The organism is Shewanella sp. SR44-3, from assembly GCF_014163735.1.
Taxonomy (GTDB): Bacteria; Pseudomonadota; Gammaproteobacteria; order Enterobacterales; family Shewanellaceae; genus Shewanella.
Map to the genome: position 1 here is coordinate 1 of NZ_JACJDV010000031.1, position 16801 is coordinate 16801.

The window sequence follows — 16801 nt, forward strand, 5'->3', positions numbered from 1 at the left end:
AATGGACAATGCCCATTCACAATTGGAGCCTTTGTCTATCTCAGTTAGCGATTTATTTTGAAGGACGTTTAGACAGCGTGCTCGAAATTTAAACTTAACCTGACACAGAATTTCGAACGCCCTCCATTATCCAATGAAGGTTATTTGGGCCATTAGCCCCCAAGTGTAGTTGTTCATCAAAACTGGCCTGTGAGATAGAGTTTTCCATACATTTTTTCATACAAACGGGATTGGTGTTGCTTCTACTCGTAACACGAAATTGACCAGGTACGGCTTAGAGTGACCATTCTAAGCCGTTATTGCACTATTCCGCGTTAGTGAGAGACGTTAGGCAACAGAAGAACCGTGAATATAGCCATATATTTTTTAATCTATTGTGCAGTCAGATGTGATTTAATGATTTGTTGTAGAGACCTCTGCATCAACTTGTTCAGTTTTAGAGCGACTTATTCAACCTTTCTAAAAGCGATTTTAACTTTGTCGCTTTATTTCAATGTATTAGCGTGTCATAGTTGCTGGAAGTTAATTTTTGGCACCAGTTTTTTGAGCTGCTATTCAGGTGTCATCAAACAATAAGGATGTACATAAATTGTCTCAATATCTTAAGTTAGGCGATGACCAATCTCCAGTCCAGTTGGATGCACACGGTGACAATGGTGCTTTTAAAGTCGTGGGTGACTGTGTCTGGGCCAAAACTGACAATGAAATTACTCCAGACTTTTTACGCTCAAGAATAGAGCCTTGGCTAACTGCACTCTTTCAGTCCGAGCACCTTAATTTACTTGTCGGTGCAGGACTTAGTTCTGCAATACAAGAGTCGGCAACAGGGCAAAAGCCACAAGGCATGGGGTGGATAGACGATCTAAAGGTTTGTAAATTAGAAATCGATGCTTATGTAGACAAAACTGCAAAGGCTGCTGGCAGAAATAAGGGGAATATTGAAGACCAAATTCGTTCGATTAATGAATTAATCAAAGGGTTGGAAATTCTTATCGCGTTAAATCCTCCCCCAATTCCTCCTCCGCCAGCACCAAATCCGCCATATAGATATTTACCGAGTGAGTTAAAACTGTTAAGAGAAGAGCTTTCACGATGTTTACAGTTGTTTGCTGAATCGGTTAGCAGCGGAGAAAAATTAATCCGTGATGCATCACCGGAACAAAAAACAGAAACATTTAACTATTTGGTTAATTTTTTGATGAGTTTTTCAAGCAGAACTGCAACCCGTGATAGATTGCATATATTCACAACAAATTATGATCGGATAATTGAAACAGGTGCTGAATTGGCAGGACTTAGATTAGTTGATCGATTTGTCGGTAGTATTGCGCCAATCTTCAGATCATCACGTTTAGAGGTTGATTATCATTATAACCCTCCTGGTATACGTGGTGAGCCAAGATACTTAGAAGGCGTAGCTCGTTTTACTAAACTTCATGGTTCATTAGACTGGTATGCAAACGAAGGATCAATAAGGCGTTTTGGACTACCTTTTGGGGCTGTTTCTGTCGAACCATTTTTACAAGTTGAAGGTGCTGGTACAGCTAACTTCCAACAGTTAATGATTTATCCAAATTCAGTCAAAGATCGTGAAACATCAGAATACCCCTATGTCGAGTTGTTTAGAGATTTAGCATCAGCAACATGTCGCCCAAATAGCACCCTTGTAACCTATGGCTACAGTTTTGGTGATGAACATATAAATCGAGTCCTTACGGATATGCTAACAATACCCTCAACGCATATTGTAATAATTGCCTATGGCGATCCACTAGGAAGAATAATGAGTTTCATAAAAGATAGTGGGCGTCAGGCTCAAATATCTTTATTGCTCGGAGATCATTTCGGAGACCTAAAAACACTTGTCAATTACTACCTTCCTAAAGCAGCAATAGATCGAACGTCAATTCGTATGGCTGAGCTTTTGAAATCAAGAGGCTTATATTCTACGGCGAAACAAAGCACAACTGGTGGTGATGAATGAGTTCACTACCTATCGAACAAGGAGAGCAATTAAGAGTAGGAACTGTAGATTTTGTTTCACCAAATGAAATTAGAGCCGTCCTCGATATCGATTCGCCAGATTCTGTTGCCTTAAATGCAGGTACACCAAGAAATTTCCCGAGGGTAAACAGTTATGTTTTAGTGTCTTGTGATAATGGTTATTTGGTTGGACAAATTGAGTGGCTTGCCGTTGAACGCTCTCCTTATCCTAAACAAAGGGACATTCAAGATTTTGGTTTAGTTAACCTACCTTTTCCACAGAAAAAAATCAGTTTAAATCCAGTTGGAACCCTCAAACGCATTTCAAAAAAAGGTGTTGATTATTTTAAGTTTCAGCGAGGCTCAGAGTCATTTCCTACGATTGGTTCCTCTATTTTACTACCAACAGATTTACAGCTTAGATCCATTATTGAATCTGGCAACAACCGTAGGGTTATCATAGGGCAAAGCCCGCTTGCAAATAATGCAAATGTTGCAGTAGATCCTGATCGCTTATTTGGTCGGCATATTGCTGTTTTAGGAAATACTGGTAGTGGCAAATCTTGTTCAGTTGCTGGACTTATTCAATGGTCTTTAGAAGCAGCTATGGAATCAGAAGCTAAGCCGAATGCTCGGTTTATTGTGCTAGATCCCAATGGTGAATATACCCGAGCTTTAGGTCCCGACACTAAGTTCAAAGGTCGTGTTTTCAAAGTTGAAGCTAACGAAGGTGAAAACCAACTACAAGTACCTTCGTGGTTTTGGAATAGTGCTGAGTGGGCATCTTTCACACAAGCAAGCCCGAAAGCACAACTTCCATTGTTAAAGCGCTCTTTGAGAGCAATGCGAAATGAAAACTTTGAGCTAGAAACCGATTCAAATATTGAGATAAAAAGATTTCTAGGTAATGTCTTAGTTACTTTAAAACATGATAAGAGCTCAGGTAGACCTTTTGGTGGGTATGGGCCCGCTAAAGGTTTTAATGAGACAATGGCCAAATGGATAGAAAGCTTTGAAGCTTATAGAGACCAATTGGGGGATAGTAAATTAACACAAGTTATAACTGTAATGTGTCAGTACAGAGAAGACAGAAGTGCGCCATACGCTACTTTACAGGCTACGGTGCCAGAAATTGACAACATCATAGATAAAGTGACTTCAACATTTCAGAAATTTGGTGGTAATGATCATGATTTATTGCCAAAGAGTGAAGATATTCCATTACCATTTGAAGGAAATAACCTAGTTGCCTATTTAGAAGCTTTAGCGCAAGAAAATGGTAGTGAGCAATATGTTGAGTACTTGGTAGCTCGAATACGCTCTATGCTTTCTGATACAAGAATGAAACCTATTACTAATGATGCAGAGCAAAGAGTTGATTTAGCTAAGTGGCTAGAAAATTATATAGGCAAGGATGGAGATGGTGAGGATGATAGCTGTGTCTCAATTATTGATCTTTCTTTAGTACCAAATGAAATAACTCACCTTGTAACTGCTGTTATTTCAAGGATCATCTTTGAATCATTACAACGTTATAGGCGACTAAATAATAAAACGCTTCCAACTGTACTTGTTGCTGAAGAGGCGCATACGTTCATTAAGCGCTATCGCGACGACTCTGAAAATCAGGATGTAGCAGCTGTTTGTTGCCAAGTATTTGAAAAAATAGCACGCGAAGGAAGAAAATTCGGCCTTGGTATGGTGATTTCTTCACAACGACCATCGGAGCTATCACCAACAGTTTTATCTCAATGTAATACTTTCCTGCTGCACCGGATCAGTAATGACAGAGATCAAGAACAAGTACATAAAATGGTACCTGATAATTTACGAGGGTTACTTCGCGAGCTACCTTCTCTACCATCCCAACATGCAATACTAATGGGCTGGGCATCCGAGCTTCCTGTTTTGGTTAAAATGAAGAACCTAGCGAAAGAGCAACAGCCACATTCAGACGATCCTGACTTCTGGGATGTGTGGACAAGAAAAGATGAAGACGGGAATGCTGTTGAGCGAAATGCTGATTGGGATGCAGTTGTTAAGGAGTGGCAGCAAAGTTGAACCGATGTTTGATGCATTACTATATATTAGATTGCCATACTTTCCCTAATGGCAATTATCACTTCCAGTGCTTTAACTCTAACAAGCTTTTGTCCAGTTTCGAGTTATGATATCTGTAAGCCATCAGTACTATTTAGTTGTGACCATCTGAAATATGTAAAATCAAGTATGAGTTTTCACAGCAAATCTCCCAGAGAGATTCATTTCTACCTATTAGTGCCCTAATGGGCATATAAGGGAGAAAACAGGAAATGAATGCATGGTTCCAAATTTTTGTCAGATTTAAATGCCATTAAAATGTACAAACATTTAAATGGCGTCAGTTATATGTATTGCCACAATAGCTCAAAGAGAAAAGAACGCAATCTAGCGTTTAATCAGCTGATCTATATGAACAAAAAGTATTTTAAATTTCTCAGTTTCACTATTACAGATAAAATCAATTGGCCTTGTACCATTAAAGGGTTTATTAATATTAACCATGTTCATAAACCCATAGACATTTTCAGGATTACTGAATAGTGTACTTAAACTAGCTTGAATATTTAGTATATAACTAACTCTTTCAACTTGTTCTCGACTAAAACTCACTTGTTCAAAATCAAGGTCGCTATAGTTTTCAGGTAACTTGAGTACTGCTTGAACTTGCTGTTGATCGCAGCCCCATTTTTCCAATATTCGCAATACAGTCCCCATCGCAACCTTAACAACGCTCGATTCGATACAATCAATCTCTTTCATATTGGTCCCCAGTTTTTATTGCTTCATAAATCTCGTATCTTCAGCCTAAACAGGTGTTAAGCCAACTAATATGAGAATACCATTTTAGGAGAAATTGCCACCCGTAAGAAAAAATACAATTAAATGTGCCTTAACATCAAAAAGGTGAGTTGAAAGTAGATACCACCTTTTCTCTAAAGCCACCTAAAATCTCAAAAGAAGGCGAATGCACCCAAGTGAGGTCTCGATTGTTAGGTAGTGCTAAATTGGGTAATTGTGATTCATTTATGTGTCGTGTACTAAGCCTAACTTTTTTCGCACCTTGAAATGGGGCACTGGCTCGTAATATTTCGCTTTCTCCTTGCTTTATGGAGACCGCAACAGTTTCAGATCCCCTAAATATAACTGGCACATCTGGTATCTCTTCAGCTATGCGATTCGCAAACTCTACAAGCTTTGGTGCTGCAAAAGTGTATAGCCAAGCTTCTTGGCTTATAGCCTTATTCACTCTTAAAATTCTGCCTAATACTTGCCTGAAATAGAGCTCGGTTTTGACTCTACTTAGGTGGCAGCACACTTGCATTCGAGGGATGTCTGTACCTTCGCTTATCATGCCTACACTGACTATCCAGTTCGTTGAGCTGTTCCGAAACTCATTGATTTTAAGTGAAGGTAGATCTTCCTTATAGGTGACTATTTCGGCGGTTTTTCCATATTCATTTCTGAGTATGCTCAGAATGTATGCAGCATGCTCTATCGATGATGCAACGACAAGCCCTGCAGCATTAGGGTTGTGTTGTCTGATGTCGTCAAGTTTATTGGTCGCTAGCGTTAAGGCATGCCGAATGGCTACATCATTTTTGATGATCGATTGGTAAGAAACAAGTGAACCTTTGAATAGAGAATCTAGGCTATTAAACGTCTTGGTTTCATTTTCTTCGTCAGTAACTAAAATTTTGTCATTATCGATTAGTACAATTTGAGGTCTACGACATACACCGTCTGCAACAGCTTCTTTCAGGCCATAAACATAGTCACATTGTATTTTATTGTCAGGATCTGTATATCGAGACAGGACTATCGGCGCTTGATCTGAACGCCAAGGCGTACCTGTCAACGCTAGAGTGTATTGCGCTTGGTCTTGTATGTTGAGCAGGATTTCTTCCCCCCATGCATTCGTATCTTCGAGAGAACTCCCCGCGCAATGATGAATTTCATCAAAGATCACGAGTACTCGATTTCTTTTTAGTAGCTGCCAGAAGTCCTCTTTAAAAGCCAACATTCCTTGATAAGTATAAGAGCAACCAATCGAACCGATAACACCATCAAATCGGCATCCTAAACGATTTGAAAAGGTCTGTTTCATCCCTTGAGAGATATTTACTGAAGGGGAAAAGCACAAGACAAAGTCGATCAAGTCTTTTTCATATAGTTTTGCAGCAACTTCAGCTGCCATAATCGATTTACCAGCACCTGGTGTTGCTAAGCAAAGGAAATGCCTGTCTATACCACGAAAGTGTCTTAGAGCGCGTTTAACGCACTCTGATTGCCATTGTCTAAGTTGCATCTAGGTTACTTTTTGCAGATGGGTGATAGCTGATTTGATCGCTTTGATTTGCCCAAGTAGTTTTGAGCTTGTTTCTCGAGCCTGTAAGTACTGGGATTCGAGATGTGCCTTCATGTCAGGAAAGAATTGATATAAACGCATATACTCTTCAGACTCCCCGATACTCGCCAGTAAATCGATTTCTGATTGCTTGAGGCGTTCTTCTAATTGCTGAATGGCATTACTTTTTTCCGTGTTTCTTGTTGGCGATTCTGTAGGTGCAGCTTCTTCTGCGTTCTGCAGGATAAAATTTGTTTGGGAAAATTTCTCTGTCTTTTTATAAGTTGTTCCCCTCGTCTGTTCATCCACATTCTTATCAAAAATCCCCTTTTTCACTAGTCTGTGGATCTGACGATAAATAAAATTGTACGTTTCACCAACACTACAACGGCTAGTTGAAGCATCAAGATAAGTGTCTCTTAGATCCGTTATTTGGAAATTGTTGAAGCTCTCGTCCTGGAGAATAGTATGCAATGTCGTGCATATTTTGATTGAAGCTTTAGACATGACGTTCTCACAAGGGGGTAATCATTAGTTCTAATAAGGAGTAGAAGAACACTATAAACTAAATACGGATTATAATCCGTGGCTTTATAAGCCGCAACTTTGGATAGTCTTTCTCTTTAACGAGATGAAAAATGAAAGACTTAGCAATCCAATTTGGCTTGAAATTACGGCAAAAACGCAAAGAATTGGGTATTTCTCAAGATAAATTGGCGCTTTTAGCTGAAATTGATCGTAGCTATACGGGAAGAATCGAGCGCGGAGAAGTCAATATCACGCTCGAAAAGGCCTATCAGTTGGCGGAAGTATTAGATTGTGATATCAGGCAACTCTTGCCCTAGGGGGCTCACTAATGGCCATTCCTAGCGAGGTATTCTGATCCGGTTCAGTTTGATCTAAACCGTTTTTGCCCCATTGTGATTTTGAACGACATGAAATTTACCTTTAAACGCGAGTTCGTTGACTTACTTTTTGTAATGGCACAAAGTGTCTTTTACATTAGTGGTTATTAATAAGGAAAGTAAGCAGTATGGTTGAGAAGGAACAACTCCCAAGCTTTGCTGAGAATACTCTTAAATACATTGTTGATGATATTGGTGAAGTCATATACAGCTCGCATGAAACGTTAAAAAAAGGAGATGTCTACTTATTGGGGTTAAACCCGGGCGGTAGTGGTCAAAATCATCCAATGACAGGCGTTCCATACACTATTCGGAGTCATCTTAAGAGCATGTTGCGAAGAAAAGAAAACTCCTATTACGACGAATGTTGGGAAAACGGGCAATCGAATTATCCTAAGGGCGAAGCTCCTCTTCAGAAGCGTGTTATTGAGTTATTGAAAGGGATTAATATTGATGACCCGAAAACTGTGTGCGCATCCAATATCATATTCAAAACATCACGTAGTTCCGCGGAGTTGTGTTTTGGTTTGGCGGGATTGTGTTGGCCGGTACATGAGGCGGTTTTGAAAATCATCCAGCCAAGTTTAATTCTTACTTATGGTATCGATAAGGTATCTGCCTATGCGTTTTTGAAAGCCTTATTTTTGAAAGAGGAAGAAGTACTACCTCAACCAGCTTTGCATGGGAAGTGGAATTGTCGTGGATTCCACTGTGAAATCGATGGGGTACACACATTTATTGCGGCGGTTCCCCATCTTAGCTACTACAGCCCAGTAAATAAGCAAGACGTATTTAACTGGATCATAGCCAACCAAAACAAGGCTAAAAAACGGCAAAACTCGGTGTAATCTCGTTTATGCCCCAAAATGAGTTAAGATTCAACCTATTATGGCTGATAATTTATTGGTTTTGGTAAATAAAAAATAATGACGTGCTCTCAAAGAAATATGATCTAAGCTCATTAACTTTCAATAGTTGCCTTTAAGGTCTGACTGTTTACATTATTGGATTTTTTAGTTATATCATATGGTTAAGTCTTAATGGATGGAGTAAAGCAATTGTTTGATGATAAAGTACTAAATCTTGGGAAGACATATAGTTATCCCGTTTCAGTAAGGGATATGGACAAACTTTTTGCTGGTAAGCTTACTCTTTCTCCTGACAGGTGTACTTTGAGGGTAATGGGTGAGAGAAATACATCATACGATTTTAGTCAATCGACAAAGATCGAATGTAGTGCGTTTAATATGAACTTCCTTTTATTTGAATTATCTATTCATGGTCATAATAGTCAATGTTTACAGTCTGCTGTTGATGAGCAAGTCGCTTACTTTGAGTATGAGTTTGAGGTGGGTTTTGTTGTATGTTTCGAAGGCCACTTTCACTCGTTTGATGACGCAATAGGCTTCTGTGTTAAATCTGAAATGACTAAAAAGTGGATCGGTTACACAGAGCTACAGCAAGAGCTTGTTGAAAAGTATCACACTCGAACACTTAACACTAACCCAATGTCTGATTCCATGGAGTTTAATCAAATACTGAAAGGCTATGGGCAACTTAGGTTATTTTATCATTTCCAATCCCACCATAATGTGTATGAGTTTAGTTCTGGGTTGAACTTTCCACCTAAGCTTGATATTCAATTTGACTCATCAGTATCGATGAGCGATTTGCATTTTGAGTATAAGAAGTTTTATCACCTAATGACTTTGCTCATTGGCTCAGACTTTAAAGTCAATGAAGTAACCGTAACATCTGGATGTCAGACATTTCCATCTAATATAAGTGTTTACTTCCCAAATACTAATCGAACTCATGAGCGTGACTACCCTGTATTTCCTCTTGGATTGAACTTGAAATTTAATGATCGAGATCTACCTGAGTTTCCTCTTGAGGCTTTTAGTAATTACTACCTTCTAGATGAAAAAGAGAGAATAATTTTTACTAGGTATCTTAGATATCAACGAATGAAATCTGATGAGGAGAGGTTTTTAGGATTTTTTCGATTGCTAGAGAGCCTAACAACTAAATCCAGTACGTATGTAGAGCCTGAATCTTTAGAAGCTTTTTTGAAAGAATCTAAGGCATGTATTCTGGGAAAATTGAAAGGTAAAGGCACAAGTAAGGATATAAAAAAGCTAATTTCTCGAATTGATAGGTTAAACACGATGAAGTACAACACTTCTAAGTGTATAGAAGACTTCCTCAAAAAATTACCAGATGAAACTAAGGCATCAATAGTGGTTACAGATGAGGATGTTCAAGATATTGTTAATCTAAGGAATAAGATTACCCATGCTGATGCTTACACAATTGATGATAGAGAATTAGAAAAATACACGTCTTTCATTAATGCTCTTCTCTATCTAGCGCTGCTTGAAAGGATTGGTATCCACCCAGAATTAGGGTCTAAGGTCGTTTACAGGCTAGATGGCTATCACCATATTCAAAATCACAGCAACTAAAGATTACGCTAGTCTTTAGCGCATAGTGTGGCGGATGACCAAAACAGATCATCAATTGGTAGGTGAAGTATATAATTTGACGTACCTGAGGCTATCCGACTTCCATTACGTCGTAACGCGTTTTTGTCCAAACTAGTGTCAGGCCGATCAGTTCTGGCACGTTTATGCCCCAAAACAACTCAGCTCTTTAGCTCTATAAAGTCTTGGTTGTTCGTTTACCGATATTTTGGCTAATGATTGCAGATATTCTGAGGAATTAGTGAGCACTACCGATTGCTCTCACCTCCCTATAAGATCGTCGAACATTAGATGTTAAAACCATTGATTAAAAACACAAATGTATAACTTCAACCTGTTAAATTGGTGAAAAACCCTATAGAATTTAATTATTTATCGATAGGAAAGTATATGCATGAGTTTTTAGCTTGGTATACCAGTCCTCTAGGGGCGACAATTGCTTGGTTTTGCACGGTTATTGGTTTCATTTTTTCGCTATCACAACGAAACGAAAAGAAGAAGCTTAAAGTTCAGTGTGAAAGCTATCAAGCCAGTAACTATGAATTTAAGGTTAAGTGCGAAAAGCTTGAAGCGAATAACTACGAACTACAACAGCAGATTATTAGCATCAAAAACAACAGCACCCATGACAACCAACAAGATGTCAAGCAAGAAGGTACTACCAACATCAATACAGGTGTATTGAATGGTAACTTCAATCTCAATCAATGAGATAGGTAAAGTAAAGGTATGACAAGAACGTTAGTTCAAATCCAAGAGATGAACGGTGACTTTAATTACTCGGAGCCACCAGAGTCTAAGGTTGACTCTATCATCAATGACGTCATTAGCGAGCTCTCACAAGTTCAAGTTACTATAGACATCAAGGATCGTACATTTCCCTCTAAAGTCTCTAAGAAGATCAAACATAATCAGTTGAGGAACAATAGAAGCATTGTTCTAAAGTACAAGAGCTATTCATCACATATTGAGTCTGCGTATGGTACGGTTGAGAAGAACGTTGTTAATGGTAAACAAACGGCTCTGCTGATTCTTCATGATATGTATGAAAAAGCATTACATAAGTTCAACATCGATGTTTGGGAACCTGACATGGACGCTATTAAGCAACATGCAGACGAAATAATAGATGATATCAGAACTCAACTAACAAAATTCCTGTACAAGTCTTCAAACATCAATTTTACCAAAGAACAGATGGCTCTTGGAGTTGACATAGTAATTGCTCATGCTTTTGTTGAGTGTTACGTGTTGGAGAACCCTAATGATACTGACTAAAGGTGCTAATCCAGAAATCAACGTTGTCTATATTGGAGCATTCGTAATAAAACGACTTCAAGAGTCAAGAGGTCGTAAAATGAAGATTACTCGCCTAATGAAGCTGGGAGAAAGTGAGCTTTCTATTTCCATCGACCATATGATCCTAACTCTTGACTGGCTATACACTATTTCTGCTATTAAACAAAATAACAATGAGGTTTCCATCAATGAAACTGCTCAAATTAACGACAAAGGTTGATGGATGTGTAATTCGAGAGATCGAATTCAAAGATACTCTAAATATCATCACCAATAAGAGAGATTCGAGTTTATCAGGTAACCAGATCGGTAAGTCTGTACCTGGTCGTATCATCGATTTCTTGTTAGACGGTTCTATAGGCCCTATTTATATTGATGAAGAATTCGACACGGCTGAACCGCACATTCATAAGTTATTTAATGAACACAATGTGACCTGTACCCTTGCGTATATTGGGTTGGACGGTAACATCGCTGAGATCAAACGAAACCTTGCCATTGAAAGTACTGACAGATCTTATTATGTTAACGATGAAGTTAAGAGCAAAAAAGAGTACAACAATCATATATTGAATACTATGTTCAATGTATATTCTGACAAGCCTACCCTTAGAAAGCTAGCTCCAAAGTTTCTGAGAACAGATACTCATCGAATGACAAAGACAGTCAAGTTCAATGATGATAAGTTTAAGATATCTCAAGCAGATAGAAATACTCTGTTCTTGTACCTATTTAACTTTGGTGATACTGAAATTCTGAGTGCAATTCAGAGTATTAAAACCTTCCTTAGTAACTATGATAATAAGTTAAAATCATTTAATGGCATTATAAAGGATGATAAAATCCTTAGTACCATTAATAGCACTCAAAAAGAGCTCCGAAAGCTAGAAAGATCACTACTACTGAGCGAAAACAATATAGATAAGCTAGCGATAATCGGTGAAATTAATCACATCGATAATGAACAAAATAAATTATCTGACCAGATTCTATCGTTAGATCTAAAAGTAAATAATATCAAGAAGACTCAAAAACTACTTGAAAGCAACAAAAACCATCAACTACTTAGTGAACTCGAGACTATCTATGGCTATGCATCTGTTAAGCTAGGGGCTGTTATTAATGACTATGATAGTGTGCTTAAATTTCATAATTATTTGGTCGAGACGAAAACAGAATTTGTTACTGATGGTCTTGAGAAGCTTGAAGATCAACTTCTTGATAATACTTTTAAACTCAAGGCTTTAGAGCAAAATAAATCTTCGCTTTACCATGAGCTGAAGTCTAAGAAGAAAATAGAAGAGATCTCTGAGTCCGTCAAGACTATTGGTGAGCTAAATAAAACGCTAATTGAGCTAAATGCTATTGTCGAGAAGAAGAATAGTATAGAAGACAGATTAAACAAAGAGACTGAAAGACTAGAAGGGCTTTCAGGAAGGCTCGCTGTTGAACTTCAAAACGTTCACACATTCGAAACCGAGTTTAAAAAACACTTCAAGGCTTACACCAATACTTTCTATGGGGTCGAATATAACTTCAATCTGAACTTAGATGATACAAATGGCAATTGCCAACCAACTGTAGATGATATCCAGTCAAACAATGATGGAGGATTGAAACGTCTTGAAGTAATCACTTTTGACTTGTCCTATATAAAAACAGTTGATTCACTTGGTCTTAAAAGACCAACGTTTGTTGTACACGACTCTATAGACGAAGTTGACATTAAGCATATACGTCAATTGTTCGATGAGTCGATAAAACTGTCTGGGCAGCAGGTCGTATCGATGTTGGTGAGTCAACTCGAAGATACTGATTATGAGAAGTACAAAAATTATATAGTTCTAGAACTATCTCAGGAGGACAAGTATTTCAAAGTCTAGGTTAATGTATGGAAAGTTTTGCTTTTTATATTTCCCCATACTTGAAGTAATCCATCGATAGTTAATTTAGTAAGGCCGATAACTCATACCTGTCCAATTGTGCGTTACGATGTCAACCTAGATGAAAAGCTGAATTATGGGACTAATTTGCTGCACGACAGAGTCAGTCAGTCAAAAAGTTAGATGTTATCGAACGCAATACTATCTAATTTTTAACTTTTTAATTCCCATTCAAGATAAAGAAAGATGGTGAAAAGTTAGATAACTACAAAGAAAGTTAGATAGCAATCTTGCAAGCCTTGCTGCTAAAGGGTTTTCTAACTTTTAAATCTAAATTTTAGTTACATGTGTTTTTTTTTACCTTAATACACTCAATGCCCCCATTAACGGCGGCCATTACAGTTTTGCAACTATTGCGTTTGCAACTATTTGTTATTGTTTTTATTCCATTTTTAATAAAACTATTTTCACGCAACCCTTAAAGCTGTCCTAAACTTTAGCTAGGTAAATGAAGATTTATGCCCTCTGCATACCCTGTAATTGCAAGATGCATAAATTGAATTCTTAGTGTTTGGTGTTAGGGGGTTTTATGAGTATTTTCGAGCACTACCAACAAAGATATGAGAAAAAGCTCGACGAAGAATACACGTTAGAGCAATTTCTCGACATCTGTAAGCAGGACCGAAGCGCTTATGTCTCCTCTGCCGAACGGCTATTGATGGCCATTGGTGAGCCAGAAGTCATAGATACATCCAAAAAACCGATTTTAAGCCGAATTTTCTCCAATCGATTGATTTCTCAATTCCCAGCTTTTAAAGACTTTTATGGTATGGAAGATGCTATTGAGCAAATTGTCGCCTACCTAAAACATTCGGCTCAAGGGCTTGAAGAATCTAAACAAATTTTGTATTTACTTGGCCCTGTTGGGGGCGGTAAATCCTCGCTTGCAGAAAAGCTCAAAGCCTTAATGCAAAAAATTCCTGTGTACATTTTGTGTGCTAACGGCGTCAGAAGCCCAGTGAATGACCACCCATTCTGCTTATTTGATGTAGAGGAAGATGGCCATTTATTGCGAGATGAATATGCTATTCCAGCCAGATACCTTAAAACCATTATGTCTCCCTGGGCGGTGAAACGCCTGCATGAATTTGGCGGCGATATTAGTAAATTTAGGGTTGTTAAAGTGTTCCCCTCCGTGCTTGACCAAGTAGCAATCGCTAAAACTGAGCCAGGAGATGAAAACAATCAGGATATTTCAGCCTTGGTAGGTAAAGTTGATATTCGTCAGTTGGAACATTTCTCTCAAGATGATGCCGATGCCTATGCTTACTCTGGCGCTTTGTGCCGCGCTAACCAAGGATTAATGGAATTTGTGGAGATGTTTAAGGCGCCCATAAAGGTGCTCCATCCACTACTTACCGCAACTCAAGAAGGTAATTATAACGGCACTGAGGGTCTTTCAGCCCTGCCCTATAATGGGATTATTTTGGCTCACTCCAATGAGTCCGAGTGGACCACCTTTAGAAACAATAAAAATAACGAAGCCTTTTTAGACCGAGTGTATATCGTCAAAGTGCCCTACTGTTTGCGGGTCTCAGAAGAAATAGCCATTTATCAAAAGTTATTAATCAATTCTGAGCTATCAAACGCGCCGTGCGCGCCGGGCACCTTAGAGACACTGGCGCAGTTTAGTGTACTATCTAGACTTAAAAATCCAGATAACTCATCCATTTATTCAAAGATGCGCGTCTACAATGGTGAAAGTTTAAAAGATACAGATCCAAAGGCTAAGTCTTACCAAGAATACCGCGACTATGCGGGCGTTGATGAAGGCATGCAAGGTCTGTCGACCCGATTCGCCTTTAAAATCCTCTCCCGAGTATTTAACTTCGACCACGTGGAAATCGCAGCCAATCCGGTTCACTTATTCTACGTATTGGAAAAACAAATTGAGCAAGAACAATTCCCAGCAGATGTCAGTGAGCGCTACCTTGAATTTTTGAAAGGTTACCTCATTCCTAAATACGTGGAGTTTATCGGTAAAGAAATTCAAACTGCCTATTTAGAGTCTTACTCTGAGTACGGGCAAAATATTTTCGACCGTTATGTGACTTATGCTGATTTTTGGATCCAAGATCAAGAATATCGCGATCCTGAAACGGGTCAACTGTTTGACCGCGTTGCCCTTAATGCTGAACTGGAGAAAATTGAGAAACCCGCTGGGATCAGTAACCCTAAGGATTTCCGCAACGAAATCGTTAATTTTGTGCTGCGTGCTCGGGCCAATAATGATGGTAATAACCCATTGTGGACCAGCTATGAAAAGCTGCGCACAGTGATCGAAAAGAAAATGTTTTCCAATACAGAGGACCTATTACCTGTTATCTCCTTTAATGCGAAAACCTCTACCGACGATCAAAAGAAACATGATGATTTTGTCAATCGCATGATGGATAAAGGCTACACCAAAAAACAAGTCAGATTGTTGTCAGAGTGGTATTTAAGGGTGCGTAAATCCTCTTAAGTACTGCTGCCCAAGGTGTGGCGCTCACCCGCCGCATCACCCTCTAGACTTGGAAGGTGACTATGGCTAATTTTATTGATAGACGCTTGAATGCAAAAGGTAAAAGCACGGTCAATCGGCAGCGCTTCATTGAACGATATAAGAAACAAATCAAACAAGCGGTCAGTGATGCCGTCACTCGTCGCAGTGTCACCGACATAGACAAAGGTGAAAAGGTCAGTATTCCCACTAAAGACATCCGCGAACCCTTATTTCGTCAAGGCAAAGGTGGCGTACGTGAGCGTGTGCATCCTGGCAACGATAGGTTTAACCGTGGCGATAAAATTGATCGCCAAAAAGCCGGTGAAGCTGGCGGCGCGGGTCAAGGTGAGGCCAGTGACTCCGGTGAAGGCGAGGATGATTTTGTATTTCAAATCTCAAAGGATGAGTATTTAGAACTGCTATTTGAAGATCTTGAATTACCCAACTTACAAAAAAACCGCTTAAATAAACTGGTGGAGTACCAAATTTATCGCGCGGGTTTCACCAATGATGGTGTACCTGCCAATATCAACATAGTACGCTCACTTCGATCCTCCCTTGCGCGGCGCATCGCCATGTCAGCCGGTAAGAAAAAACAGCTAAGGCTCTGCGAAGCAGAATTGGAAGTGCTTGAAAACACTCCAGGAGCCAAAGCTGAAGCAATCTTGGCGTTAAAAGAGCAAATTTGCGAACTGAAAAAACAGATTGCCAGAGTGCCCTTTATTGATACCTTCGATTTGCGCTTTAACAATTTTGCCAAGCGGGAAAAACCCTCCAGCCAAGCAGTGATGTTTTGTCTTATGGACGTCTCAGGCTCTATGGATCAAGCCACTAAAGACATGGCTAAACGCTTTTACATCTTGCTGTACTTATTTTTAACTCGTACTTATAAAAACTTAGAGGTGGTTTATATCCGCCATCACACCCAAGCTAAAGAAGTGGATGAACATGAGTTTTTCTACTCCCAAGAAACTGGCGGCACCATAGTGTCTAGTGCTTTGAAACTGATGCATGAAATACAGCAAGACAGGTACCCAGCAAATGAATGGAATATCTACGCAGCTCAAGCCTCAGACGGGGACAATTGGGCCGATGACTCACCCTATTGCCGTGACTTACTGACCAATAAAATATTGCCATTAGTACGATATTTCAGTTACATAGAAATTACTCATCGATCGCATCAAACATTATGGAATGAATACGAAAAACTCCAACAAAGCTTCGATAACATTGCTGTACAGCACATTAAAGACGCAAGCGATATCTACCCTGTCTTTAGAGAGCTATTTAGAAAGCAAGCAGTATAGGGGAAC

At 39.1% G+C, this 16801-nt stretch carries 14 protein-coding genes; 11 read left to right on the forward strand and 3 right to left on the reverse strand.

Translation table 11 applies throughout. The annotated features are described in order from the left end of the window. Positions 1–589: 589 nt before the first annotated feature. Complete coding sequence (locus H5073_RS13760; protein ID WP_182680139.1) at positions 590–1984, forward strand: SIR2 family protein; 1395 nt, start codon at positions 590–592, stop codon at positions 1982–1984. Further along, positions 1981–4044, forward strand: a complete 2064-nt coding sequence (locus H5073_RS13765) for an ATP-binding protein (protein WP_182680140.1) — start codon at positions 1981–1983, stop codon at positions 4042–4044. The genes H5073_RS13760 and H5073_RS13765 overlap by 4 nt, the downstream gene beginning before the upstream one ends. 366 nt (positions 4045–4410) lie before the next feature. Here H5073_RS13765 and H5073_RS13770 read toward each other — a convergent pair whose 3' ends face one another. The 3 genes from H5073_RS13770 to H5073_RS13780 all read right to left on the reverse strand — a co-directional run bounded on the left by H5073_RS13770 (position 4411) and on the right by H5073_RS13780 (position 6877). Further along, positions 4411–4785 carry a hypothetical protein gene (locus H5073_RS13770; RefSeq protein WP_182680141.1) on the reverse strand — a complete coding sequence of 125 codons (375 nt, stop codon included), beginning with the start codon at positions 4783–4785 and terminating at the stop codon, positions 4411–4413. Positions 4786–4921: 136 nt separating this feature from the next. Continuing rightward, complete coding sequence (locus H5073_RS13775) at positions 4922–6331, reverse strand: DEAD/DEAH box helicase (protein WP_182680142.1); 1410 nt, start codon at positions 6329–6331, stop codon at positions 4922–4924. Continuing rightward, positions 6332–6877 (reverse strand): response regulator, encoded by a 546-nt coding sequence (locus H5073_RS13780; protein ID WP_182680143.1) that lies wholly within the window; start codon positions 6875–6877, stop codon positions 6332–6334. 131 nt (positions 6878–7008) lie between these two features. Here H5073_RS13780 and H5073_RS13785 point away from each other — a divergent pair, with 131 nt between their 5' ends. The 9 genes from H5073_RS13785 to H5073_RS13825 all read left to right on the forward strand — a co-directional run bounded on the left by H5073_RS13785 (position 7009) and on the right by H5073_RS13825 (position 16795). After that, positions 7009–7215, forward strand: coding sequence for a helix-turn-helix domain-containing protein (locus H5073_RS13785; protein ID WP_182680144.1), 207 nt, complete (start codon positions 7009–7011; stop codon positions 7213–7215). A gap of 188 nt (positions 7216–7403) precedes the next feature. Beyond that, positions 7404–8123 (forward strand): hypothetical protein, encoded by a 720-nt coding sequence (locus H5073_RS13790; protein WP_182680145.1) that lies wholly within the window; start codon positions 7404–7406, stop codon positions 8121–8123. 192 nt (positions 8124–8315) lie between these two features. Beyond that, complete coding sequence (locus tag H5073_RS13795) at positions 8316–9740, forward strand: HEPN domain-containing protein (RefSeq protein ID WP_182680146.1); 1425 nt, start codon at positions 8316–8318, stop codon at positions 9738–9740. 408 nt (positions 9741–10148) lie between these two features. After that, positions 10149–10469: a hypothetical protein gene (locus tag H5073_RS13800; protein WP_182680147.1), complete on the forward strand. Its 321-nt coding sequence runs from the start codon at positions 10149–10151 to the stop codon at positions 10467–10469. 18 nt (positions 10470–10487) lie between these two features. Then, positions 10488–11036, forward strand: a complete 549-nt coding sequence (locus H5073_RS13805; RefSeq protein WP_182680148.1) for a hypothetical protein — start codon at positions 10488–10490, stop codon at positions 11034–11036. Continuing rightward, positions 11023–11277 (forward strand): ABC-three component system middle component 6, encoded by a 255-nt coding sequence (locus H5073_RS13810; RefSeq protein ID WP_041407895.1) that lies wholly within the window; start codon positions 11023–11025, stop codon positions 11275–11277. The genes H5073_RS13805 and H5073_RS13810 overlap by 14 nt, the downstream gene beginning before the upstream one ends. Then, positions 11246–12940: a DUF2326 domain-containing protein gene (locus H5073_RS13815; RefSeq protein WP_182680149.1), complete on the forward strand. Its 1695-nt coding sequence runs from the start codon at positions 11246–11248 to the stop codon at positions 12938–12940. The genes H5073_RS13810 and H5073_RS13815 overlap by 32 nt, the downstream gene beginning before the upstream one ends. Before the next feature lie 589 nt (positions 12941–13529). Continuing rightward, positions 13530–15464 carry a PrkA family serine protein kinase gene (locus H5073_RS13820; protein ID WP_182680150.1) on the forward strand — a complete coding sequence of 645 codons (1935 nt, stop codon included), beginning with the start codon at positions 13530–13532 and terminating at the stop codon, positions 15462–15464. Positions 15465–15526: 62 nt separating this feature from the next. After that, positions 15527–16795 carry a YeaH/YhbH family protein gene (locus H5073_RS13825; RefSeq protein WP_182680151.1) on the forward strand — a complete coding sequence of 423 codons (1269 nt, stop codon included), beginning with the start codon at positions 15527–15529 and terminating at the stop codon, positions 16793–16795. Positions 16796–16801: the final 6 nt, after the last annotated feature.

Coding starts and splice junctions, on each gene's coding strand:
- H5073_RS13820 (WP_182680150.1), top strand. CDS start 13,530: ATGAGTATTTTCGAGCACTACCAACAAAGATATGAGAAAAAGCTCGAC.
- H5073_RS13765 (WP_182680140.1), top strand. CDS start 1,981: ATGAGTTCACTACCTATCGAACAAGGAGAGCAATTAAGAGTAGGAACT.
- H5073_RS13815 (WP_182680149.1), top strand. CDS start 11,246: ATGAAACTGCTCAAATTAACGACAAAGGTTGATGGATGTGTAATTCGA.
- H5073_RS13810 (WP_041407895.1), top strand. CDS start 11,023: ATGATACTGACTAAAGGTGCTAATCCAGAAATCAACGTTGTCTATATT.
- H5073_RS13775 (WP_182680142.1), bottom strand. CDS start 6,331: ATGCAACTTAGACAATGGCAATCAGAGTGCGTTAAACGCGCTCTAAGA.
- H5073_RS13795 (WP_182680146.1), top strand. CDS start 8,316: ATGGATGGAGTAAAGCAATTGTTTGATGATAAAGTACTAAATCTTGGG.
- H5073_RS13790 (WP_182680145.1), top strand. CDS start 7,404: ATGGTTGAGAAGGAACAACTCCCAAGCTTTGCTGAGAATACTCTTAAA.
- H5073_RS13785 (WP_182680144.1), top strand. CDS start 7,009: ATGAAAGACTTAGCAATCCAATTTGGCTTGAAATTACGGCAAAAACGC.
- H5073_RS13770 (WP_182680141.1), bottom strand. CDS start 4,785: ATGAAAGAGATTGATTGTATCGAATCGAGCGTTGTTAAGGTTGCGATG.
- H5073_RS13800 (WP_182680147.1), top strand. CDS start 10,149: ATGCATGAGTTTTTAGCTTGGTATACCAGTCCTCTAGGGGCGACAATT.
- H5073_RS13825 (WP_182680151.1), top strand. CDS start 15,527: ATGGCTAATTTTATTGATAGACGCTTGAATGCAAAAGGTAAAAGCACG.
- H5073_RS13805 (WP_182680148.1), top strand. CDS start 10,488: ATGACAAGAACGTTAGTTCAAATCCAAGAGATGAACGGTGACTTTAAT.
- H5073_RS13780 (WP_182680143.1), bottom strand. CDS start 6,877: ATGTCTAAAGCTTCAATCAAAATATGCACGACATTGCATACTATTCTC.